Genomic DNA, 23,321 nt, shown 5'->3' on the forward strand with positions numbered 1-23,321 from the left:
GAATCCCAGTTTTGTGTGCCCCGTACTTAATTGGTCACGACGATGGGATCCAATTTATGCTTGCTCGCTATGGAGTGTAATCTACCATCTCTTTTAATTTTATCAATAAAAGAATTGATGCGGGCTAAGAAGGCTGGATCACCAGGGGCGATAGCGTAGGCATAATCCGTCATGTGAAATGGCTTACTTGGAGAGATCATTCTTGCCCAGTCAGTGGTCTCCAACATCCGGCGGCTATAAGGGAAGTCCGTCATAAAGACATCTGCACGTCCTGATTCGACTTCCTGCTCGCGCGTGAGCGGGGGTGCCACGACTAGTAACTTTGCTTGCTTCAGCGTTTTTTGCATGATGGATACCATCAAGGTGCCATCCTGAGCGGCAACGATGCGCCCTGGCTTATCAATGTCATCCCAGGATTGGATCGTGTCGTTGGCTTTTGATTTGATCGCATATATGTCGCTACGCAAATAGGGTTGCGAGAATTCAAGCTGTGCAATTCTCGCTGGTGTAATGCCCACTGCGTGCATGGCGATATCACATTTGTTTTTTAACAGATTGTCGATCAGCTCCGGAAATGAACTGTCTATGTATCTGATTTTTACACCGAGATCTTTTTCAAGTTCGACGGAGATATCGATGTCGATACCGGTCAAGGTTTTGGTTTTAGGATTCTTGAAGGTAATACCGTAATAGTCAGGCCAAATGCACACCTTGAGTTCGCCTGATTGCAAAATTTGCTGTAGCTTCGTTTTTTGATAGTTTGGTTGCCCGGCAAGGGAAACACAACTTATTGCACTTAACAGGGTCGCGATAATAAAAGCTGGAAGATTTGTTTTCACGGTGCTGGCCCTAATGGAGTCAAACAAAGATAAGCGTGGTAAGCATTTGATGTGAATGCTTATCAAATAAGTTCAGTGTGACGACAAATTGGTATGATGTGCAATTAAATTTTGGTTAAATACATGCAATTATCTAACTTGTTTTACAGAAATTCTCATTCTTAACATTGTTGCAGTAAAGATAGAAAAAATTACTTACTGCTGAGCCTGAAGGCTGATAAACAAAGTGAACGTGGATTTGCCGAGGTTCACTTTGTTATTGCTGTCTAGTTTGACATAGCCTCAATGACTACACGATTAAACGTGACTTTGGTGAATAGCCACCTGATGTACCGCCGGAACTGGCCAGCCAGCCTCAGCGCAGGCTGCTGCAATGGCTTTGTTTGTATCAAAGTAGACTTGCCAGTAATCTTTGTTGTTGCAGTACGGACGTACGGTAATCAGGCTGCCAGCTGCATTGAATTCCAGAATTTCTATCGTCGGTTCTGGTGTGCCGGTGATGTTGGTGACTTTCGCAACGTGACGTTTTAAAACCTCAATTGCCTCTAACGGATTGACGCCATTGGCAATCTGACATTTCAGATCGACGCGGCGATGTGGGTTGGAAGAGTAATTCACCAGGTTGTCGGAGAAAATTTTGCTGTTTCCGACGTAGACACGCAAGTTGTCACCGGTTGTCATGGTGGTAGAAAACAAGCCAATTTCTGTGACTTCGCCAGTCTGGCCGCCTGCACTAATTGCATCACCGACTTTGAACGGGCGCAAAATGACAAGAAAAATACCCGCAGCGAAGTTCGATAGCAAGCCAGACCACGCGACGCCAATCGCCACGCCACCAGCAGCGATCAAGGCCGCAAAAGATGTCGTTTGAATTCCGCACACATCCAGAATAGCCATGACCAAAGCAATGCGCAAAGCGACACGTAATGATGATTCGCTGTAGCTAATTAATGTTGGATCAACTTTACGCAGTGTCATTGCCCGGCGTAATAAATTGGTCAGCATGCCGATGACGATGCCACCGATAATCCAGATCGCGAGTGCGGACAGGATTTTTATTCCAAACGGAATGAGATACATATTTACAAGTTGTTCGGCTTCGATGTTTGGCATGGTTGTCCTTTTAAAAAATGGATCTGAGAGATATATTAATATCGGTTTTTGTGAATTTATTGTCAATGTAAAATATGTAAAGCATTGATAAAAACAATATTAATTTGCACTACCTGAGTGGGTATGACTATGTGTATATTTTGTAGGTGAGCGCACAATGTTATTCTTAAAATATATTGATTTTTTTATTTCAATGTTTTTCAGCTATTGATTCGATAGCTAAATACCATTGGGAAACCCTGGGTAATAGGTGCAAACTTGTCTCATTCCAGAGAGTTGCACTGGACAGATTACTAAGGAGTTCAACATGGAAACGATGAATAATTTACCTCGCCAGAACAGTATCGACATTGGCATCAATGATGCAAACCGTATGCAAATTGCCCAAGGGCTGTCAGTTTTGCTGGCTGACAGTTACACCTTGTATCTGATGACGCATAATTTTCATTGGAATGTCACTGGGCCGCACTTTAATACGCTGCACACCATGTTCATGGCGCAATATACTGAGCAGTGGAATGCGCTGGATTTGATCGCTGAGCGCATCCGTTCATTAGGTCATCACGCGCCAGGAACGTACAAAGAATTCGTTCGCTTGTCATCCATTGCAGAAGTGGAGGGCACACCAAAAGCCATGGATATGGTGCGCTATCTGGTGAAAGCGCAAGAAGCGACGGCAAAAACAGCGCGAAACCTTTTTGGGTTTGTGTCAGAGGTCAATGATCAACCAACGGCAGACTTGTTGACCCAACGTTTACAGGTGCATGAAAAAACTGCTTGGATGTTGAGAAGTTTGCTTGAAGATTAATCTTTGTTTCTTGGGATGAGGCGATATTTAGTCTGTCAAATGTCGACGCATCCATAAGCTTAGAGCGTCGACCATCGCCACCAGAATCAGCATAGCGATAATGACGGTGGCGGCGGTTGGCATTTGAAAAAGAGATAGATGATATTTAAGCATTTGCCCCAGGCCGCCGGCACCTACGACACCTAAAATGGCCGCAGCACGGATATTATTTTCCCATCGGTATAGCGTGTAAGATAGAAGTTGTGGAAGGGCCTGAAATAAGCTCGCGTACAAGAAAGCCGTGGTAGCGCTGCTACCATTGATGCGCAGCGTGCTTTCACATTCTTTTGGTAGGTTTTCCAGGGTTTCGGCAAATAAGCGACCTAGTACTCCTGATGTATGTGCTGCCAGTGCAATCGTTCCGGCAAACGGACCTAGGCCCGCTGCGATAAGCATGACCGATGCCCACACCAATTCCGGTACCGCTCTAAAGAAATTCAAAAATAAACGAGTACCATGTTTTGCGATAATTCCAAAGCGACCGCTAGCGGGAACTGCCAGAGCCAGTCCAAACGCTGCAGCAATCGCTGTGCCTAAGGCTGACATCGCCAGTGTTTCTAAGGTGGCTAACGATACCTTGTTTAACAGGTTTGAGCTAAGATCTGGCGGCGCGAACCCAAGCAAGAATTCTTTGCTGCTCCGCATTGCTTCGTTACTGAATAAGTTGTTCCAGTCAATATTCACACTTAGAAAGCTGGCGACTGTTAAAACAATCAGTGCCAGTAGCGCTAGCGCAGTTTTTAGCTCAATCATTGCTGGAGGCTGCGGCATATCTGCGTACTCGTTGAAGTTGGAGTTAGTATGCTTCATTCCAAACCTCTGCGAAATAAGTAGCTAATGATATCGGCAACTCCAACTAGCAACACAAATACGATGAGTATGGTTGATACTTCACCACCTGCCAACATTTTCATCGATTCATCCATGCGTTGCCCTAGCCCTCCAGCGCCGACAAATCCCATCACAACCGAGCCTCTGATGGCACATTCCCATCGGTAAATCGTGTATGAAATTAGCTCAGGCGCCGCATTCGGTAAGGTGCCATAGAAAAAAGCCTGCATACGCGAGCAACCATTTTCAAGTAAAATTTTAGTTGCTCGAGGTTCGCTAGCTTCGATAATTTCTGCATATACTTTTCCCAGCATGCCGCTATAAGTCAGCGCGATGGCCAGCACACCGGCGGTAGGGCCGAGGCCAACAATGCGGACGAGCAGTAGTGCCCAAACCAGTTCGGGCACGCTGCGCAATAACACCAATATCCAGCGCACAATTTGCCTGATTAAACGTGCAAGCCAGTGCGTCTGATGTCTTCCCAGACTCGAAATTGACAATTGCTCATTGACGATGAAAGTCATTGGAATTGCTGCCAACATCGCCAACACACTGCCAGTAGTGGCCATCGCGATGGTTTGCCAGGTGGAACTGATGACCACATCTAAAAATTCAGGATCATGGGCGGGCGGGAAAAAATTCCCTAAAAATCGACTCGTCGCATAAATACTTTGTGCATCAAGTAGTAACCAAGGTTTAAATTCAGTCAATACCAATGCTGGCCACAGTAGTATGGTAAAAACCAATCCAGTCATCACGCGAGAACGCCACGCAGGATCATTAAAAAGGGGGGGGTGCCGCTTTAGCTGGTTATTTTGCATGAGTTTTTAGCTTCAGTAGCACACTGGCTTGTCTATGTGACTGACTAAGGGATATGCATCCGTCTTCATTTCCGGCAGCGTGTTCTGATACAAGTCAGCAATCATTTGGTCGGTAACCTGACGACTGTCGAATTGAATTTTTCCTTCACGCAAACCAATAATTCGGGTGAATTTGTTGCGGGCGTGGTCAACCTGATGCAAGCTGCAAATGAGGCTTGCATTTCGTGTGCTGGCTTCCTGTTGCAGTGTCTCAAGCGTTTGTGCGGCGAGTTGTGGGTCAAGCGCGGATAGTGGTTCATCGACTAATAGAAGCTGAGCGTTGGACAACAGCAAGCGTGCAAGTCCACAACGTTGACGTTCCCCGCCGGATAGTTTGTCGACCCGTGCATATAGCTTATCTTGCAGATTAAAGCGCGATAACGCCTGATAGGCCTCAAGCGGCGCCACGGGTTTGATGAGGTTTCTGAGTGCTGTTGCAAATGACCACTGCGGAAGTTTGCCGGCCAGTATCGCAGTGACGACGCGTTGGCGCGCTGGCAGTGGTGGTGTTTGCGGCGCTAAAAATAATTGTCGCCGCAAATCGTGGCGCTCGCTGCTTGACAGCTCCCAGGGTGATTTCTCGTTAAAAGTAATCACCCCGGAACTTGCCTGATGTGCAAAGGCCAGGGTGTGCAGTAGGGTGGTTTTTCCTGCGCCAGACGGCCCTATAATGGCAATTTGCTCACCGCGTGCTATCGTTAAATTGATATCATGAAGAGCAAACTTGCTATTATTTTTTAACGCTGGTTGCTTACCTTCAAAAACTGCGGCAACCGCATCTGGATGCTGAACAAACAGGTTTTGCAAACGCAGTTGTGGCGCTGTCATTACTTTAGCAGTCCGGCATTATGGGCGGCAGCCTCGATCGCTTTGTAGTTCTCTGTCTTCGTTGGAATGAATCGTTTGGTACGCTGTAGTTCCAGAATTTCTTTGTCTTGTGGCGAAGCCGGGTTCAGTGTTAAAAATGCTTCCGTAATTTTCTTTTGCATTTCAGATGGCATATCTGCACGTACCGACCAGTTGTAATCAAAGTAACCTGGGGTGGTGTAAAACACGTGTACTTGCTTGGTGTCGATTTTGTTTTGTGCGATGAGTTTTTCCCAGACGGAGATATTCAATGCGCCCGCATCTACCTTGCCACCTGCGACTGCTGCAACCGTGGCGTCATGTGCGCCAGAAAATGCAATGCGTTTTAAATCAGTGTCGGGATTAATTTTTGCCGCCAACAAATACGAGCGCGGCATTAAATGTCCTGATGTGGAAGATTCAGAGCCAAAGCTGAATGTTTTACCTTTCAGATCCTCTAGCTTGTTAATATCGCCTTTACTGGTAATAAAGACAGATTGAAACTTCTCATCTTCCTCTCGCTGTACCAGGGGCACGATCTGTCCTCTGCTACGTACGTTAGCCTGAACGAAGGTAAAGCCGCCAAACCAGACCATATCTAACTTGTGATTAATCAGGCCTTCAACTGAAGCGGCATAGTCGGTTACTGGGATAAATTCGACTTTGACGCCTAATTTTTTCTCCAGATAAGCGCCCAAGGGCTTAAATTTTCTTTGTAATTCTGTAGGCGCTTCGTCAGGAATCGCGGAAACGCGCAGCACTTGCTGCGCCATGCTCAGGTTGCAAATGAGCCCGCAACTAAGCAATGCAGCAGAAATAAGGGAATGAAAACGTCGACGCGGCATATTGGCGTTTGGCATGGTGTGTCCGAGTTGAGATTAAAGTAGAGAGTTTATCTCGAAATTGACGAGCATGAATACCGATGGTCAAATTGCTCGGATTGATTGCTGTGAATTGAATGAGAAGCGGCTGTGACTAAGGAATGGTTGCTTTTTGTTCTTCTAAAGGCTGGTAGCTCAAAAAAACGGATCTGTTTCTGCCACTACGTTTAGCGTTGTATAAAGCATTATCGGCAGTGTCTAAAAGGGCATGTGGGTCGCAAGTATCGGTGCCAGAAAAAGTGCTGTAACCGATACTGACAGTCACTTGCTGATCAATGTCAGATTCTTCGTGAAGAATATGTAGATCCCATATTGCTAGTCTTAACTTCTCTGCAAATTGTGCTGCAGATTCTTGCTGCATATTTGGCAGCATTAATACAAATTCCTCACCTCCGAAGCGTGCAACCACATCACTCACACGCTGTAGCTGTTTTTTTAAAGCTGTTGCAACCGCTATTAAGGCTTTGTCACCTGCAATATGTCCGTAGTAATCGTTGAACTGTTTGAAAAAATCAATGTCGACCATGAATATTGATATTGAACTGCTTTGTCGTACGGCTTGGGCGAGCGCCATCTTATAATGTTCGTCAAAAAAACGACGATTGTAGATGCCAGTTAGTCCATCGGTAGTGGCTTCTTTTTTAAGTAATTCAGAGTGAGTTCGTAGAATTTTTTCGCGTTTTATCGAAGTTGACGAATCTGCGACCTGAATAAGACAGTGCCGTTCCTCGCCAATATTGATAGGAGTGAGCGAAATAGATTGCTGTATGCGTTTATCACGTTGTTCGAAATTGCGCTCATATAACGGCAAGGGAGAGCGATGTAGTGCATTCGATAATACAACTGGTAAACCATAATTAATTGCATTGGAAATAGCAGAAATTAATGCTGAACTTGGTGGCTCAGAAAAAGCCATAGAAATATCTTTACCTAAGGCGTTTATCGAGGGGACTCCACTGTGCTTTTCAACCCAGCCATTCCAGAGAGTAATGGTTTGTTGTCTATTAACAACAATTAGCCCTAGATTGATTGAGTCGAATATCTCTTTGATGTCCGTTGATGAATTTGAGAGCAAATCGGACATTAAATAGCTCCTAAAAAACGCTCTATTTCTACTACTAGTTTCGCTAAGGATGTAGAGCCTAAAACAAAAATCAAATGCCCCTTGGAGCGGCGTTTTTCGATCACGAGATCGATATGCAGCAGCAATAAGTAAGCATCATCCTCTCCAGCGTTAATACGCTGAACGATCTCGTCAATTGTCGAGACAGAATAATCAGGTAAAGAACAATCCATCGGTATGCTTAGCATATCTGCCATGGCTGAAAGGCATGCATTGAGGATGATATTGCCTAATTCACACATGGCTTCTTGTTCAAACTCGGCCAGATCTTCTATGCTGATTTGTGAATTCATCATGTCGCGCACAATTTCTAGCGCATGGTCTTCGGCAAATAGTAATATTGCCTCTGCCTCAAAGACACCGGTAAAGGTTTGATGTACGGCACCAAACCTATCAGTGTCTAAGCCAATTACTTCTTTATTAATTTCGGACGATTTGCGAATTTCAACAGAGGGGACAGAGAGTTGTACTTCATCTCCGACAATTTCCGAGAGACTGGCCGCTGCTCTTCCTGCGCCCACGTTGAACACTTCGGCTAACGCGTCAAGATGAAGTTCGCTTAAGGAGTCCATTATTAACTCATAAAGTAGTTGACGACGATAGAAATAGATTTATCCGTAACTGGCTTAGCTACAAAAATTGAACCAATGGAATTCGCACGCGTTTGCATTGTGTCTTGCACGTTGGCGGAAAAAATTGCGATGCGCATATGAGGATGCAGTTGCAATATCTGTTCTGCTGCATCGGTACCAAGTATTCCAGGCATATTGATATCCATCGTGCAGAAATCCAGATGTTGTTCTTGGGTCATTTTGATCGCATCCTCTCCGCAACCGGCTTCAAAAACTTCCCAATCAGGTTGCACTGCTTTGATATGGGCGCGGATTACCATGCGTGAAACTTTGCTGTCATCAACAATGAGTAATTTTTTCATAATATATTGCGATGTTTTATAGATTGTTGTTAGTGTTATCAAGTTTTATCTGAGTCATTCTACCTCACAGCTTCGACATTTCAACATGTAAAAATCTTCAATTAATGTTTCTTGAGTTTGCGCCATAAGGTTGTCCGGCTGATTCCGAGATAGGCAGCTGCGGCTTCACGGTTATGATTGAATCGTTCCATTACTTGTTCTATGGAAATATTTTCCTCAGAAGAGGTTTTTTTGTCTGAAAACTCGTTCTCAGTGTTGACCGACGAATAGCTCGATGAAATCAGTTCCGGACAAGTTTTTCGGACAAAGTTCAAAGTCAGTGCCTGCAAAGGTTCTGCGCTCAGAAACAGCGCTAGTCTTTCCATCATATTTCGTAATTCTCTGACGTTGCCAGGCCATGAATATTGTTCCATTAGCGGTCTGCAAGTGTTGATTTCTGCATGTAGATTGACATGCGGGCGTGTTCCCAGATTTGCCAGTGCCTGCTTGAGCGACCATTCCGCCAAAGGCAGGATGTCTTCATGGCGATCTCGCAGTGGGGGCAACTGTAATCGCAAAATCGCCAGACGGTAGAATAGGTCAGCTCTGAAGCGACCTTCTCGAATGCGGCTTTCCAGATCACAATGGGTCGCGCTGATGACGCGAACATCAACGGGAATGGGGCGTACCCCCCCAACTCTGACGATCTCTCTTTCCTCTAGCACCCGAAGCAAGCGTGTTTGCAAATTGATGGGCATTTCGCCGATTTCATCTAAAAATAGGGTGCCGCGATGTGCTGCCTCTAATAAACCTGCATGACCACCGCGACGTGAACCGGTGAATGCACCGTCTTCATAACCAAATAACTCTGATTCCAGCAAACTCTCAGCGATAGCGCCGCAATTAATGGCGATAAAAGGAAACCGCGTCCGAGGGCTTTCTTTGTGAATTGCTTGCGCTGCAAGTTCCTTGCCAGTTCCGGTTTCTCCCTGGAGCAGAACGGTGCTCGTTGAACGGGCATAGAGTTCGATTGCGCGTCGAGTGGCTTGCATCGCCATTGAGTCGCCACGCAAGTCTTTGATGCCATGTCTGGCACGCGGCGCATCGGTGGATGGGCGGCGACCTTTGGCAGATTCTAAGGCAGTTAGTCGCGCCAATTCCAGCGCGTCGTCGAATGCCTGGCGTATTGAGCTCGCGGAATACATAAAAATGCCCGTTAGTCCGGCTTCTTCCGCCAGATCGGTAATTAAACCAGCACCAACAATAGCTTGTATACCGCTCGCTTTCAGCTCACCGATTTGCGCTCTGGCATCTTCTTCGGTGACATAGGTTCTTTGCTCGATATTGAAGCCAAAGGTGGTTTTGAAATCAGCTAGTTCGGGCATGGTTTCCTGGTAAGTGATAATGCCAATCTCGCTTGACACTTTGCGTGCCCTTGCTAAACCTTGCATGACATCAAAACCACTGGCTTTTGCAATAACAACCGGTACCGGTAACCGGTTTTTGAGATACGCACCATTTGAACCCGCTGCAATGACCACGTCGCAACGCTCGGTTTGCAGGCGTTCGCGGATGTGTTGAACGGCGTCTTCAAAGCCCATGTGTAAAGGGACGATGTTTGCATTGGCGTCGTATTCCACCATGATGTCCCGAAACATATCGAACAGGCGTGAGATCGATACTGTCCAGATGATGGGTTTGTCTTGGGGATCGCGTTGGCTGGTGGGATGCTTCATGTTAAATTTGTCGGCGTAAAAGGCGTTGTCAGATATGTTTCATTATATGTTTCATTTTATGTTGCATTTTATGTTTCGTGAAATTTATATGAAACGCTAACTGAAACATTAAGTGAAACGAAATATCCAGTTTATCCAGCTGGTAGCGTAGAGAATTTAGATATAAGTCCTTGATTTTTATAATCCCACGCCTATTCTACGGCGCAGCATGCTGTGCTTGGCACGCAGATTGCATTAAGAGCACGGAATTCTGTTCATTCATTGAGGTCAATGTTCTGAAACTGGTAGGACGAAACCTAATTAACCTGAAAGATAATCACACTATGAGCAACTACTCCGCAGGTGCTGCCTTCCGCAAGGCGATGCAAGAAGAATCTCCGTTACAAGTGGTCGGCGCGATTAATGCAAACCATGCTTTGCTGGCGAAACGCGCTGGTTTTAAAGCGATTTATTTATCTGGCGGCGGTGTGGCGGCAGGTTCGCTGGGGTTGCCAGATTTGGGCATCTCTAATCTGGATGACGTGCTGACTGATGTGCGCCGTATTACTGATGTGTGTGATTTACCTTTGTTGGTCGATGTTGACACAGGCTTTGGATCCTCCGCGTTTAATGTTGCGCGTACCGTCAAATCGATGATCAAGTTTGGCGCGGCAGCAATGCACATAGAAGATCAGGTCGGTGCAAAGCGCTGTGGTCATCGCCCGGGCAAAGAAATTGTTTCTAAGCAAGAAATGGTTGATCGTATTAAAGCGGCCGTTGATGCACGTACTGACGAGAACTTTGTGATTATGGCACGTACTGATGCCTTGGCAGTCGAAGGTCTGGAAGCCGCGATTGAACGCGCGCAAATGTGTGTCGAGGCGGGTGCTGACATGATTTTCCCGGAAGCGATTACGCAGCTCGATATGTACAAGCAATTCGCGAACGCCGTTAAAGTGCCTATTCTGGCTAATATTACAGAATTTGGTTCCACACCTTTATATACCGTTGAAGAATTGAAGTCTGCTGATGTTGGTTTGGTGTTGTATCCACTCTCAGCGTTCCGCGCGATGAATAAAGCCGCTGAAAACGTTTATACCGCGATTCGTCGTGACGGCTCGCAAAAAAATGTGGTCGATACGATGCAAACCCGTATGGAATTGTATGAGCGCATTAACTATCACGATTTCGAACAAAAATTAGATGCCTTGTTTGCGCAGCAAAAAGCGAAGTAATTTTCAGATGAGCATGCTCATTGAAGAGATGTGTGTTGGCATCTTCTCTTTTGAGCGTAAATAAAGATACATCCTTGGCCTCTGAGTCTCTGTGTTGAGAGGTTTATTTAAAATTTGGAGATAGTTATGACAACCGAAACTACAAGCACATTTAAACCAAAAAAATCCGTTGCCTTGTCCGGCGTGACAGCAGGTAACACTGCTTTGTGTACCGTTGGTAAAACGGGTAACGATCTGCACTATCGTGGTTACGATATTTTGGATGTGGCAGATGCTTGCGAATTTGAAGAAATCGCTCACTTGCTGGTGCACGGCAAGTTACCTAATGCTGCTGAGCTGGCAGCTTATAAAACAACGTTAAAAGCCTTGCGCGGTTTGCCAGCAAATTTGAAAGCTGCATTGGAAACTTTGCCAGCGTCTTCACACCCTATGGATGTGATGCGTACTGGAGTTTCCGTTCTGGGTTGCACTTTGCCAGAAAAAGATGATCATAACTTGCCTGGCGCACGTGATATTGCCGATCGTTTGATGGCGTCCCTTGGTTCTATGTTGCTGTACTGGTACCACTTCAGCCATAACGGCAAGCGTATCGAAACTGAAACTGATGATGATTCTATCGGCGGTCATTTCCTGCATTTGTTACACGGTAAAAAGCCGGGCAAATCGTGGGAAAAAGCGATGCATACATCCCTGATTTTGTATGCCGAACATGAGTTCAATGCATCCACATTTACTGGTCGCGTGATCGCTGGTACGGGTTCTGATATGCATTCCGCTATCACTGGCGCGATTGGTGCTCTGCGCGGTCCTAAACACGGTGGTGCGAACGAAGTAGCATTTGAAATTCAAAAACGTTACGACAATCCGGATGAAGCAGAAGCGGACATCAAAAAACGCGTAGAAAACAAAGAAGTGGTGATTGGTTTTGGCCACCCTGTGTACACGATCTCTGATCCACGTAATAAAGTGATCAAAGAGGTGGCGCGTAACTTGTCTGTTGAAGCTGGCTCTACCAAAATGTTTGATATCGCTGAGCGCCTGGAAACAGTGATGTGGGACATTAAAAAAATGTTCCCGAATCTGGATTGGTTCTCTGCCGTTTCTTACCACATGATGGGCGTGCCAACAGCGATGTTTACGCCGTTGTTTGTGATTGCCCGAACTTCTGGCTGGGCTGCGCACATTATCGAGCAACGTATCGACAACAAAATCATTCGTCCAAGCGCCAATTATGTCGGTCCTGAAGATTTGAAATTTGTACCGTTGAACGAACGTAAATAAGTAAAAATATCTCATCTCAACCGCAGAGCCCCTGGCGATACTAATTGACGGGTTGCCTCTGCGGTGTCATTGGTTTCTATCGTCCCCATAGTTTCCATAGCCTCATTACTCTGAGCGAGCACAATATGAACACACAATTCCGTAAGTCATTACCTGGTACTAAGCTCGATTATTTCGATGCGCGCGCCGCTGTCGAGGCGATTCAGCCAGGTGCGTTTGATACCTTGCCATATACGTCCCGCGTTTTGGCTGAAAATTTGGTACGTCGTTGCGATCCCGCGACCCTGACTGACTCTTTAAAGCAACTGATCGAACGCAAACGTGAGCTGGATTTCCCATGGTTTCCAGCGCGCGTTGTTTGTCACGATATTCTCGGTCAGACAGCGTTGGTTGATCTGGCTGGTTTGCGCGATGCCATCGCTGATCAGGGTGGGGATCCGGCGCAGGTTAATCCAGTTGTGCCAGTACAATTAATTGTTGATCATTCACTGGCCGTCGAATGTGGCGGTTTTGATCCTGATGCGTTTGAAAAGAACCGCGCGATTGAAGATCGTCGGAATGAAGATCGCTTTCACTTCATTAATTGGACTAAGCAAGCGTTTAAAAACGTTGATGTGATCCCGCCAGGCAACGGCATCATGCATCAGATCAATCTGGAACGCATGTCGCCAGTGATTCACTCACAGCAAGGCGTGGCGTTCCCGGACACCTTAGTTGGTACGGATAGTCATACACCGCACGTGGATGCGCTTGGCGTGATTGCGATTGGTGTCGGCGGTCTGGAGGCAGAAAACGTCATGCTTGGTCGCGCGTCATGGATGCGTTTGCCAGACATCATTGGTGTTGAATTAAGCGGCAAGCCGCAGCCAGGTATTACCGCGACTGATGTGGTGTTGGCCATGACTGAGTTCTTGCGTAAATCCAAAGTGGTCGGTGCATACCTTGAATTTTATGGTGCTGGCGCAGCTGCATTGACCTTGGGCGACCGTGCGACGATCTCCAACATGGCACCCGAATATGGTGCAACTGCGGCGATGTTCAGCATCGATCAGCAAACTATTGATTACCTGAAATTGACAGGTCGTGAAGATGAGCAAGTGGCTTTGGTTGAAACTTATGCCAAGGTAGCTGGCTTGTGGTCTGATACTTTGTTGAAAGTAGAATACGAACGCGTATTGACGTTTGATCTGTCAACCGTCGTCAGAAATATGGCAGGCCCATCGAATCCACACGCACGTGTAGCGACGGCTGATTTGGCTGCAAAAGGCATTGCGGCCGCATGGGAAAATGTACCAGGCCAAATGCCTGACGGTGCGGTGATTATTGCGGCAATTACCAGTTGCACGAATACATCCAATCCGCGCAACGTGATCGCCGCGGCTTTGTTGGCAAGAAACGCCAATCGCCTTGGCCTGACGCGCAAACCTTGGGTCAAGTCTTCTTTAGCGCCTGGATCTAAAGCAGTCACGATGTACCTGGAAGAAGCGGGCTTGATGACTGATCTCGAAAAGCTGGGTTTTGGCGTTGTTGCCTATGCCTGCACGTCTTGCAATGGGATGTCGGGTGCTTTGGATCCGGTGATCCAGCAAGAAATTATCGATCGCGATTTGTACGCAACGGCAGTCTTGTCTGGTAACCGTAATTTTGACGGTCGTATTCATCCTTACGCAAAACAAGCTTTCCTGGCGTCGCCGCCTTTAGTGGTTGCCTATGCGATCGCTGGTACGATCCGTTTTGATATTGAAAAAGATGTGTTGGCTGTTGTTGATGGCAAAGAAATTCGTCTCAAAGATATCTGGCCTGCTGATGAAGAAATTGATGCTATCGTTAAATCCAGCGTTAAGCCAGAAATGTTCCGCAAAGTGTACGAGCCTATGTTTGCGATTCAGGCAGCATCTGCAAATACCGTGAGCCCGCTGTATGACTGGCGTCCACAAACCACCTATATTCGTCGTCCGCCATATTGGGAAGGTGCCTTGGCAGGCGAGCGTACCATGAAAGGCATGCGTCCTTTGGCGGTATTGGGCGACAACATCACGACCGATCATTTGTCACCATCGAATGCGATTATGCTCGATAGTGCTGCAGGTGAATATCTGGCGAAAATGGGCTTGCCAGAAGAAGATTTCAATTCTTACGCAACCCACCGCGGTGATCATTTGACAGCGCAACGTGCCACGTTTGCGAATCCTACGCTGAAGAATGAAATGGTGCGCGATGCTGATGGCAAGGTCAAAGCAGGCTCTTTGGCGCGTATTGAACCAGAAGGTAAGGTAACTCGCATGTGGGAAGCGATTGAAACTTACATGGAACGCAAACAGCCATTAATCATCGTCGCTGGCGCTGATTATGGCCAGGGTTCTTCACGTGATTGGGCAGCTAAAGGGGTGCGTCTGGCGGGTGTGGAAGTGATTGCAGCGGAAGGCTTTGAACGTATTCATCGCACGAATCTGATTGGCATGGGCGTATTGCCACTCGAATTTAAGCCAGGTGTGAATCGCCTGACATTAAATCTCGATGGCTCTGAAACGTATGACGTCATTGGTGAGCGTAAGCCACGTCAAGATCTGACCTTGGTTATCCATCGTAAAAATGGTGAACGAGTTGAAGTAGCAATGACCTGTCGTTTAGATACCGCTGAAGAAGCGTCGATTTACGAAGCAGGCGGCGTGTTGCAACGCTTTGCTCAGGACTTTTTAGAGTCAACCAAGGCTGCTTGATTTGGTATCGGGAACGATGTTTTCAGTTTTAAAATACGAAAGATGAAAAATGGCTCATCCAGCTCAAATTAAAATTCCTGCGACATATATTCGCGGCGGTACTAGTAAGGGTGTATTTTTCCGTTTGCAGGATTTACCGCTTGCAGCGCAGGTGCCGGGCTCTGCACGTGATGCGATGTTGTTGCGGGTAATTGGTAGTCCCGATCCTTATGGTAAGCAAATTGATGGCATGGGAGGGGCGACCTCGTCGACAAGCAAAACAGTGATTTTGTCGAAAAGCACGCGCGCAGATCACGATGTCGATTATTTGTTTGGTCAGGTAGCGATTGATAAAGCATTTGTTGACTGGAGCGGTAACTGCGGCAATTTATCTGCCGCGGTTGGTTCTTTTGCGATCAGTGCTGGTTTGGTAGAGGCAGATCGTATTCCGCAAAATGGCGTGGCCGTGGTACGGATTTGGCAATCGAACATAGGCAAAACAATTATTGCGCATGTTCCCGTCACCAATGGCGAAGTGCAGGAAACGGGCGACTTTGAACTGGATGGTGTCACTTTTCCCGCGGCCGAGGTACAACTTGAGTTTATAGATCCGGCTGCAGACGAAGAGGGGGCTGGTGGTTCTATGTTCCCGACCGGAAATCTGGTCGATGACTTAGATGTGCCAGGGGTTGGGGTATTGAAGGCAACGATGATTAATGCAGGTATTCCGACTATTTTCGTCAACGCAGAAGCGATTGGTTACACTGGCACCGAGTTGCAGGATGCGATCAATGGTGATGCTAAAGCGTTGACCATGTTTGAAACCATCCGTGCGCACGGCGCAGTACGCATGGGTTTGATCAAGCATATTGATGAAGCAGCACAACGTCAGCACACACCAAAAGTCGCGTTTGTAGCGCCTCCTGCGGATTACGTATCTTCAAGTGGTAAAGCGGTTTCTGCAAACGACGTTGATTTACTGGTTCGTGCCATGTCTATGGGGAAATTGCATCATGCCATGATGGGTACGGCAGCGGTAGCCATTGGCACTGCTGCGGCGATTCCCGGCACCTTGGTCAATCTGGCGGCGGGCGGTGGTGAGCGCACAGCAGTACGTTTTGGCCATCCCTCAGGAACTTTGCGGGTCGGCGCGGAGGCAACCCAGCTCAACGGTGAATGGGTCGTAAAAAAGGCGATCATGAGCCGCAGCGCACGGGTTCTGATGGAAGGTTGGGTAAGAATTCCTGCTGATAGTTTTTAGTTCTGGTAATCACGGAATATTACCAATCAGATCGCTCGCGAACATCGCTCTAATTTGGCGATGTTCGCTTTTTTTGCGGATTGGGGTTTTGTTGCTTAAGCTTTCAAAGTCGCCAGTGCCGCTTGTAATTGTTGTTTTAATTCAGGATTGCTGAGCTCGCCGGTAGCAGTGTCGAAGTTGCTGTGGAAAGATGGGATCGATAAGCTAGCTTTTACCGTTGCACCAAAATACGGTAAAGAAGTCGTTGCGGCTTGCAACACTGATTTTGCACCGCCAGGACCAGGCGATGTTGACAGCGCAATCACTGGTTTTTCATTGAAAACCTTTTGTTGTATGCGTGAAGACCAGTCAAACAAACTCTTATACGCAGCGGTGTAAGAGCCGTTGTGTTCAGCGAATGAAATCAGGAGCGCATCTGCACCATTGATTTTTTCTAAGAAATTTTTAGCTTGCTGCGGATGTCCGTGCTCAGCTTCGTGATCCTGGCTATAAATCGGGGCAGCAAAGTCGTTCAGATCCAAAACTTCAACTTCGGCACCTTCGATCAGTCCTGCTGCGTGCGTGACAAGCTTTTTGTTGATAGATTGGCGACTGTTTGATGCTGCAAATGCAATGATTTTCATGAGCTTTCTTTCTGCTGCTACGTTGCGTTGAAATGATTGATATCTGACATTTCTGTCAGTAACTAATCATATCTGGCTATTATGGCAAGTAGAAGAATACCCCTGAAAAAATTAGGGTCTTTCATTTTCTACGCTAATTAGCAGTACTACATACTCATTAGCTGCATTAGCTCATCAATGCAGCTGTTAGTGCGCGAAGTTCTTCGTCAGATTCTTCGAGTATGCTGTTCAGCGTTCCATCACCAACGACAAAATCAATTTCTGAGCTGAAACGTTCTGATTCAGAATAAGAATTGAAATCCAGTGGAGATTGTGTGCTTGCCAGTTCATTTGCTAGTAATATCGTGTCACCTAAGGTTTCTGGGGGCATCGCACGTAAGCCAAACCACATTGCTTCCAAGGCCTCAATGACGGGAACGGGTACATACAGATTCTTAATGACGGCACGTCCGATCACTGCTTCTGTTGATTCTAAGTCAATAATAGTGTCCGAAAATTCAGGTAATTGTTCATCTTCGTCAAAAGAAGAGTCTTGCTCTAACAACGATGGAAATTCTTCGGCTCGTGATAACAGGTAAAAGTTTCCTACTTCATGAACGATGCCGATAAACATCGCAGTGTCGGCGTCCAATTTCGTAATACGGCGTGCAATGACTTGCGATAGCGCGGCAACTTGTGCAGTATGTTCCCACAACTTATTGGTGATGTTTCTGATGTTGCGATCTTTACTCGTGCCTGCTAACTGCCTGACGATCACTGTAGCCACAACCGCGCGGAGAGACCGAAAGCCAAGTCGATTAATGGCAGCTTTGACATTGGTGACATCGCTACCCCGGTTATAGGCGGCTGAATTGGCAATGGCCACCACGCGCGCTGCAAGCAAGGGTTCATTCATAATGAGCTTGGTTGCGATGTCTACTGCGCAATCAGGGTCATCTAATGCTTGCTGAATTTTGAGCGATGCAGCGACATTGGTCGGAAATACCAAATCGCCTCGGTTTGCCTGTTCGACTATGCTTTTGAGCGCTTTAGATCTGTTCATTGCAGAGGTCTGTCTAAGTTGGGTTAAGCATCGCTGAGGTTCTGTGCATTTTTTCTAAGAACCCCTCTCGAAGAAAATGTGTCCCTTCGTTGCTCATTGCACATTCTGAAAAAGAAAAATAGTCCGCCTTTATGCATCTACTTTAAAGAATGCGCCTGACTGTTTCATTTTGCTCGACTTAACCTATAAGGTCAATCGAGCATCAATATAAATTAAATCAGAAGCTTATTTTGTGGATTGTTGTTGTTCGGCAATCCATTTCAACATTTTAGTCTCAAGTAAAGATAATGGAAGGGTACCGTCACTAAGAATTGCATCATGGAAATGACGCAAGTCAAATTTGTTGCCCAAAGCCGCTTCTGCCTTATGGCGTAGTTCCATTATCTTCAGCGAGCCGATCTTGTATCCAAGTGCCTGTCCTGGCCATGCCATGTAGCGTTCTATGCATTGGCGAGACACGGCTTCACTATAGCCCAGTGTTTCTTGTAAATACTGAATACCTTGCTCACGGGTCCATCCCTTGGCGTGCATGCCAGTGTCGACGACGAGGCGGGTTGCGCGTAGCATTTCATCACTCAAATGACCGTAATAGGCGCTTGGGTCATTTTGGTAAATACCCATATCTGTTCCAAGAGTCTCGGCGTAGAGTGCCCAACCCTCAGTGTAGGCGTTATTACCACCAACTTTGCGGAATTTTGGCACGTCCAATTCTTGCAAGGTCGCCAGATGGAAGTGATGTCCTGGTTGTCCCTCATGCAAGAACAGCGTTTTCATACCAGTCGTTGCATAATCAGCGGGATTGTTAATGACTGCCCAGAACACACCCGGGCGGGAACCATCAATGGCTGGTGCTGAATAATGGTCTGATGCGGTTTCACGGCTGATTTCGGGCTCAGGGCGTATATCTAAGGGAGCCTTGGGAATGTGACCGAATAATTCCGGTAACTTTTGACGAACCTGGGCGTCAATTGCGCGGTAGGCGTCAAGAACTTCTTTTTCGGTTTTAAATGGACGATGCTGTGTTTGCTGCTCCATCCAGGCTGGCAAGCCTTTTGCGTCACCGGTATAGCCCAGACGTGGACCGAGCGTGACATATTCGCTTTGAATGCGGGCGACTTCTTTAAGGCCAATTGCGTGAATTTGCTCTGGCGTCAGTTGCGTGGTTGTCTGATCTTGTACCCATGCCTTGTACCATTGGTCGCCATTTGGCAGTGCTCCCCAGCCAGTGCTGGTGCGGGCGGCAGGCAGGTATTCATTGTTAAGGAATTCGTTAAACTTGCGTAAAGCTGGCAAGGCGAGTTGTTCGATAGCATTGCGATATTGTTCTCTAAGACGTGTTTTGTCTTTTTCAGTGAAGCTTTTTGGGAAATTTTTGATTGGTAGGTAATAAGCCTGATCTTCGGCTTTGTCTGCCAGTAGTTGTTTGTATTGTGGAAGTGTTGAAATCACCAACGCTTTTGGTAAAACAATCCCGCGACGCATACCAACACGCATGTTGATCGTTGCTTGTTTTAGCCACGCAGATAGTTGTTTCAGGCGATTTAAATATGCTTCATAGTTGGCTACGGTGTTGAGTGACTGCGCACTTTGTCCACTGGCAAACTGTGCCAGTGTTAAAGGAATACTATCCATTTGATTGATAGGCATCAGTATGTCGTCAAACTTTGCCATCTCGATGGCACCTTCGACTTCATGCTTAAGACAATCGTAGGTTACTTTGTCATTAGCGCTCAAACTTCCGTAATTGATCTGGCTTAATTGTTTTGCGATATGTCGCAAAACAAAGGTGTGTTTGGCTTTAACCGCTGGATTCAATGTTTGTGGTAGGCGGTCATCGTAACGATTATCGCCATTGTAGGTAGACGAAATAGGCTCAAATTCGGATTGCTGGTCGTAATAGTAGGCGGCCAGTTTGAGTAATTCCTGGCTGTTTGCCTGCGAAACGGTATGTGAGCTCGCTTTGTTGGATAATTCTGATGTTGCATAAGCCTCCAACTGTACACCCGCGTTCAGTATTAAGCTTAATACTAGTGGATTAAAGAGTGTAATTACAGGGCGAAGACGGCCAGTTTTGCTCATTGCTTGTTCCGTAAAATAAGATGGTGCCATGTCGCGGCAAAAAGTGTGGCGCTATTTTACGCGAGACGGATTAAAAATGGATGGCGTCGTGACGTGTGGCACTACACATCGGCACAGTGCAGTGATCGCACTGTGCCGATGTGTAGTGAAAGAGGGGGGCGTTGAGGTTAGTTTTTAACGAAAAATTAAAACTCTTCCCAATCATTGCCTTCAGGTGCAGCTTGTTTGACATTCGATTTGTTGCTTAATTGCGGGGTGCTGGCAGCCTTTTTATGATTCACCGATTTAGCGGGTGCTTTTTTTGTTAGTGTTCCGGTGTTGTTATCTGGACGATTTGCTGGCGTTTGCAATATATTGGTGAGCTTAAAGATGCTGACTGCCTGAGCCAGAGCGCCGGCTTGTTCTTGCATGCTTTCAGCGGCGGCAGCAGCTTGTTCAACGAGGGCCGCATTTTGTTGTGTCATCTCATCCATCTCGGCAATGGCAAGATTGACTTGTTCAATACCTGCGCTTTGCTCCTGGCTTGCCGCCGTTATTTCACTCATGATATCGGCAACATGTTTAATCGATGTCACAATTTCTTCCATCGTAACGCCCGCCTGACCGACCAATTCATTACCAAAATTCACTTTTTCGACAGAATCATCAATCAAACCTTTAATTTCTTTTGCTGCGCTGGCGCTGCGTTGAGCCAGATTGCGCACTTCGGTAGCAACGACCGCAAAGCCACGTCCTTGCTCCCCAGCACGGGCGGCTTCTACGGCGGCGTTCAAGGCCAGAATATTAGTCTGGAATGCAATGCTGTCAATAACGCCGATGATATCAACGATTTTTCCCGAGCTATCTTTAATTGAGCCCATCGTCGTTACTACCTGGCCTACTATGCTGCCGCCTTTGATTGCTACGTCGGATGCAGAGATCGCAAGCTGATTAGCAGTTTTTGCATTATCTGCATTTTGTTTGACAGTGGAGGTCAGTTCTTCCATAGAGGAAGCGGTTTCTTCGAGAGAGCTGGCTTGATTTTCTGTTCTGGAAGAGAGATCTGCGTTACCGGCAGCAATTTCTCCGGATGCAGTGGAAATCATTTCAGTACTTCTGTGTACCTGGCTGATAGTCATGACCAGATTATTATTCATATCTGCCAGGGCGCTAAGCAGCTGTCCGGTTTCGTCAGATGAGTTGACTTGAATTTTTCCTGTCAGGTCGCCGTCTGCCACTTTTTTTGCAACAGATACTGCAGCGTCCAGAGGGCGTGTGATTGAGCGAGCAATCCAAACTGCAAATGCACTGCTGATTGCCAAGGCAGCCAAACCTAAAATTAACATCAGGTTGCGTGAAAAGCTGATATTGCTCTTAATCTGATTGCCATTTTCTGTCATGGCAGCTTTTTGGATATCGCACAGATGGGCAATGTCGTTTAATGCTTGCCTTAAAGCTGGGAAAGTCGTGCTTTGCATCATTGCTGTCGCATCATCTTTTTGATCTAATTCGATGAGGTCAGCCGTTTTGCTAAATGCTGTGACAAAGCCTGCCATTGAGGTTTTGAGCTTTTCCAGGGATTTTTTCTCTTCGTCGGTCTGCGCTAATTGGCCGATTGTTTCGAGAAGTTCATTGATTTTCTTTTTGTTGGTATCAATCGCTGTATATAGTTTTGTGCGGCCGTTTTGATCCGAAGTTAAGATCATCTCAAGGGTGCGGCTCCCATTTTCCTGTATCAGAGAGGCAATTTCTAGCCCACTGGCAACACTGACCGCGTTATTGTCTAAAATTTCTTGGCTGCGCCGCGAAATTTCATTGAGCCGGACAATGCTGACGATTACCATGATGAGCATAATGATTAAGGTAAGACTAAACCCTATGCTAAGTCGTTTGCCTATGTTGAGATTGTTGAAATTCATAGTAATTTGCCTTCTGTCGTAGATGTTAAATCCGTTGATTCTGTTGAATCTGTTGCTTATATCTCAAATGCAAGCAACAAATTAGGTAATGAATCCATAGTCGAAGTATCAGCATCAAACTTTACAGTGAAATTCAAACTTCTGTTCATGTAAAATCATCAAGCTCTCGAAAAATAAGGAAATGTATGAAGCTTGCAACTTTAAAAGATGGCTCACGTGATGGTCAGTTGATCGTGGTCTCCCGTGACTTGAAGACCGCATGTATTGCCAATGGTATTGCGCCAAGCTTGCAGCGCGCCTTAGATGACTGGAACTTTATTGCTCCTCAATTGGATGAATTATATACGCGTCTGAATGCTGGCCGTGCGGTCAATAGCTTTGATTTTGTCGCTGAAAAATGTATGGCACCTTTGCCAAGGGCATATCAATGGGCAGATGGTTCATCCTATGTGAATCACGTAGAGTTGGTGCGAAAGGCACGCAATGCTGAAATGCCCGAGAGTTTTTGGCATGATCCCTTGATGTATCAGGGCGGTAGTGACGATTTTATTGGTCCCTGTGACGACATTGTGTTGGCGTCTGAGGAGTGGGGTATTGATTTTGAAAGTGAAATCGCTGTTATTACTGGTGATATCCCAATGGGAGAGAAAGTGCAGTATGCCGGTGAACATATTCGTTTGCTGATGTTGGTCAACGATGTTTCGCTGAGAAATTTGATTCCGTCAGAATTGGCAAAGGGATTTGGCTTCTTCCAATCGAAACCCGCTTCCAGCTTTTCGCCCGTGGCGGTAACGCCGGACGAGTTAGGCGAGTTTTGGAAAGACGGTAAAGTTCATTTGCCACTGCGCTCGACTTGGAACGGCAATCTGGTTGGGCAGCCAAATGCCGGTGTTGATATGGTGTTTTCATTTCCGCAGTTGATTACGCATTTATGCAAAACTCGCAACGCGCGCGCTGGTACCATTATCGGCTCTGGCACCGTGTCCAACAAGGATGCGAGCAAAGGTTTTAGTTGCATTGCTGAAAAACGTGCTCTGGAAATGATCGCGACGGGTGAGCCGGTAACGCCGTTCATGCGCTTTGGTGATACGATCAAAATTGAGATGCTCGATAAAAATGGCAAATCGATTTTTGGCGCGATTGAACAGAGTGTTGTTGAGACCGACTCCGTAAATTAATTAAACCATAACTTCGTTGCCGCTTGGCTTTAGCGGCACGAACGTCGCTTTAGTATT

At 46.5% G+C, this 23,321-nt stretch carries 20 protein-coding genes; 6 read left to right on the top strand and 14 right to left on the bottom strand.

What is annotated here, in order from left to right; all coding sequences use genetic code 11:
• Nucleotides 1–26: 26 nt before the first annotated feature.
• Nucleotides 27–839, bottom strand: coding sequence for a substrate-binding periplasmic protein (locus H8K32_RS00510; protein ID WP_343067914.1), 813 nt, complete (start codon nt 837–839; stop codon nt 27–29).
• A gap of 297 nt (nt 840–1,136) precedes the next feature.
• Nucleotides 1,137–1,952, bottom strand: coding sequence for a mechanosensitive ion channel family protein (locus H8K32_RS00515; RefSeq protein ID WP_186910514.1), 816 nt, complete (start codon nt 1,950–1,952; stop codon nt 1,137–1,139).
• 307 nt (nt 1,953–2,259) lie between these two features.
• Between H8K32_RS00515 and H8K32_RS00520 the strand changes: the two genes are divergently transcribed.
• Nucleotides 2,260–2,760: a Dps family protein gene (locus tag H8K32_RS00520; protein WP_281388275.1), complete on the top strand. Its 501-nt coding sequence runs from the start codon at nt 2,260–2,262 to the stop codon at nt 2,758–2,760.
• Between the two features lie 27 nt (nt 2,761–2,787).
• Here the strand turns inward: H8K32_RS00520 and phnE are convergent, their stop codons facing one another.
• The 8 genes from phnE to prpR all read right to left on the bottom strand — a co-directional run bounded on the left by phnE (nt 2,788) and on the right by prpR (nt 9,989).
• Nucleotides 2,788–3,609 (bottom strand): phosphonate ABC transporter, permease protein PhnE, encoded by an 822-nt coding sequence (gene phnE, locus H8K32_RS00525; protein ID WP_186910515.1) that lies wholly within the window; start codon nt 3,607–3,609, stop codon nt 2,788–2,790.
• Nucleotides 3,606–4,385: a PhnE/PtxC family ABC transporter permease gene (locus H8K32_RS00530; RefSeq protein WP_246447052.1), complete on the bottom strand. Its 780-nt coding sequence runs from the start codon at nt 4,383–4,385 to the stop codon at nt 3,606–3,608. Before H8K32_RS00530 ends, phnE begins: the two co-directional genes overlap by 4 nt.
• 78 nt (nt 4,386–4,463) lie before the next feature.
• Complete coding sequence (locus H8K32_RS00535) at nt 4,464–5,318, bottom strand: phosphonate ABC transporter ATP-binding protein (RefSeq protein ID WP_186910517.1); 855 nt, start codon at nt 5,316–5,318, stop codon at nt 4,464–4,466.
• Nucleotides 5,318–6,196, bottom strand: a complete 879-nt coding sequence (locus H8K32_RS00540; RefSeq protein ID WP_246447053.1) for a putative selenate ABC transporter substrate-binding protein — start codon at nt 6,194–6,196, stop codon at nt 5,318–5,320. The genes H8K32_RS00535 and H8K32_RS00540 overlap by 1 nt, the downstream gene beginning before the upstream one ends.
• Before the next feature lie 115 nt (nt 6,197–6,311).
• On the bottom strand, nt 6,312–7,301 hold the full coding sequence (locus tag H8K32_RS00545; RefSeq protein WP_186910518.1) for a GGDEF domain-containing protein: 990 nt from the start codon (nt 7,299–7,301) through the stop codon (nt 6,312–6,314).
• The gene (locus tag H8K32_RS00550) at nt 7,301–7,912 is read right to left on the bottom strand and encodes a chemotaxis protein CheC (RefSeq protein WP_186910519.1); all 612 of its coding nucleotides are present in this window, start codon (nt 7,910–7,912) and stop codon (nt 7,301–7,303) included. The genes H8K32_RS00545 and H8K32_RS00550 overlap by 1 nt, the downstream gene beginning before the upstream one ends.
• 2 nt (nt 7,913–7,914) lie before the next feature.
• Nucleotides 7,915–8,274, bottom strand: a complete 360-nt coding sequence (locus tag H8K32_RS00555; RefSeq protein ID WP_186910520.1) for a response regulator transcription factor — start codon at nt 8,272–8,274, stop codon at nt 7,915–7,917.
• Between the two features lie 101 nt (nt 8,275–8,375).
• Nucleotides 8,376–9,989, bottom strand: a complete 1,614-nt coding sequence (gene prpR, locus H8K32_RS00560) for a propionate catabolism operon regulatory protein PrpR (RefSeq protein WP_186910521.1) — start codon at nt 9,987–9,989, stop codon at nt 8,376–8,378.
• A gap of 323 nt (nt 9,990–10,312) precedes the next feature.
• On the opposite strand from prpR, the gene prpB reads away from it, so the two are divergent.
• The 4 genes from prpB to prpF all read left to right on the top strand — a co-directional run bounded on the left by prpB (nt 10,313) and on the right by prpF (nt 16,444).
• Complete coding sequence (gene prpB / locus H8K32_RS00565) at nt 10,313–11,203, top strand: methylisocitrate lyase (protein ID WP_186910522.1); 891 nt, start codon at nt 10,313–10,315, stop codon at nt 11,201–11,203.
• Between the two features lie 126 nt (nt 11,204–11,329).
• Nucleotides 11,330–12,484, top strand: coding sequence for a bifunctional 2-methylcitrate synthase/citrate synthase (gene prpC / locus H8K32_RS00570; protein WP_186910523.1), 1,155 nt, complete (start codon nt 11,330–11,332; stop codon nt 12,482–12,484).
• A gap of 125 nt (nt 12,485–12,609) precedes the next feature.
• Nucleotides 12,610–15,204: a Fe/S-dependent 2-methylisocitrate dehydratase AcnD gene (acnD, locus tag H8K32_RS00575; protein WP_186910524.1), complete on the top strand. Its 2,595-nt coding sequence runs from the start codon at nt 12,610–12,612 to the stop codon at nt 15,202–15,204.
• A 49-nt stretch (nt 15,205–15,253) separates the two neighbouring features.
• Nucleotides 15,254–16,444, top strand: coding sequence for a 2-methylaconitate cis-trans isomerase PrpF (prpF, locus tag H8K32_RS00580; protein WP_186910525.1), 1,191 nt, complete (start codon nt 15,254–15,256; stop codon nt 16,442–16,444).
• A gap of 95 nt (nt 16,445–16,539) precedes the next feature.
• On the opposite strand, the gene H8K32_RS00585 is transcribed toward prpF, so the two are convergent.
• The 4 genes from H8K32_RS00585 to H8K32_RS00600 form a co-directional block, all read right to left on the bottom strand.
• Nucleotides 16,540–17,067 carry an NADPH-dependent FMN reductase gene (locus H8K32_RS00585; RefSeq protein WP_186910526.1) on the bottom strand — a complete coding sequence of 176 codons (528 nt, stop codon included), beginning with the start codon at nt 17,065–17,067 and terminating at the stop codon, nt 16,540–16,542.
• Between the two features lie 166 nt (nt 17,068–17,233).
• Nucleotides 17,234–18,109 carry an HDOD domain-containing protein gene (locus H8K32_RS00590; protein WP_186910527.1) on the bottom strand — a complete coding sequence of 292 codons (876 nt, stop codon included), beginning with the start codon at nt 18,107–18,109 and terminating at the stop codon, nt 17,234–17,236.
• A 225-nt stretch (nt 18,110–18,334) separates the two neighbouring features.
• Nucleotides 18,335–20,188, bottom strand: coding sequence for a DUF885 domain-containing protein (locus H8K32_RS00595; protein ID WP_186910528.1), 1,854 nt, complete (start codon nt 20,186–20,188; stop codon nt 18,335–18,337).
• A gap of 185 nt (nt 20,189–20,373) precedes the next feature.
• A complete protein-coding gene (locus H8K32_RS00600) occupies nt 20,374–22,086 on the bottom strand; it encodes a methyl-accepting chemotaxis protein (protein WP_186910529.1) in 1,713 nt (570 codons plus the stop codon).
• A 185-nt stretch (nt 22,087–22,271) separates the two neighbouring features.
• Here H8K32_RS00600 and H8K32_RS00605 point away from each other — a divergent pair, with 185 nt between their 5' ends.
• Nucleotides 22,272–23,264, top strand: coding sequence for a fumarylacetoacetate hydrolase family protein (locus H8K32_RS00605; protein ID WP_186910530.1), 993 nt, complete (start codon nt 22,272–22,274; stop codon nt 23,262–23,264).
• Nucleotides 23,265–23,321: the final 57 nt, after the last annotated feature.

Origin of the sequence: Cognatundibacterium jejuense, from assembly GCF_014284255.1 — a bacterium.
GTDB lineage: Bacteria > Pseudomonadota > Gammaproteobacteria > Burkholderiales > Burkholderiaceae_D > Undibacterium > Undibacterium jejuense.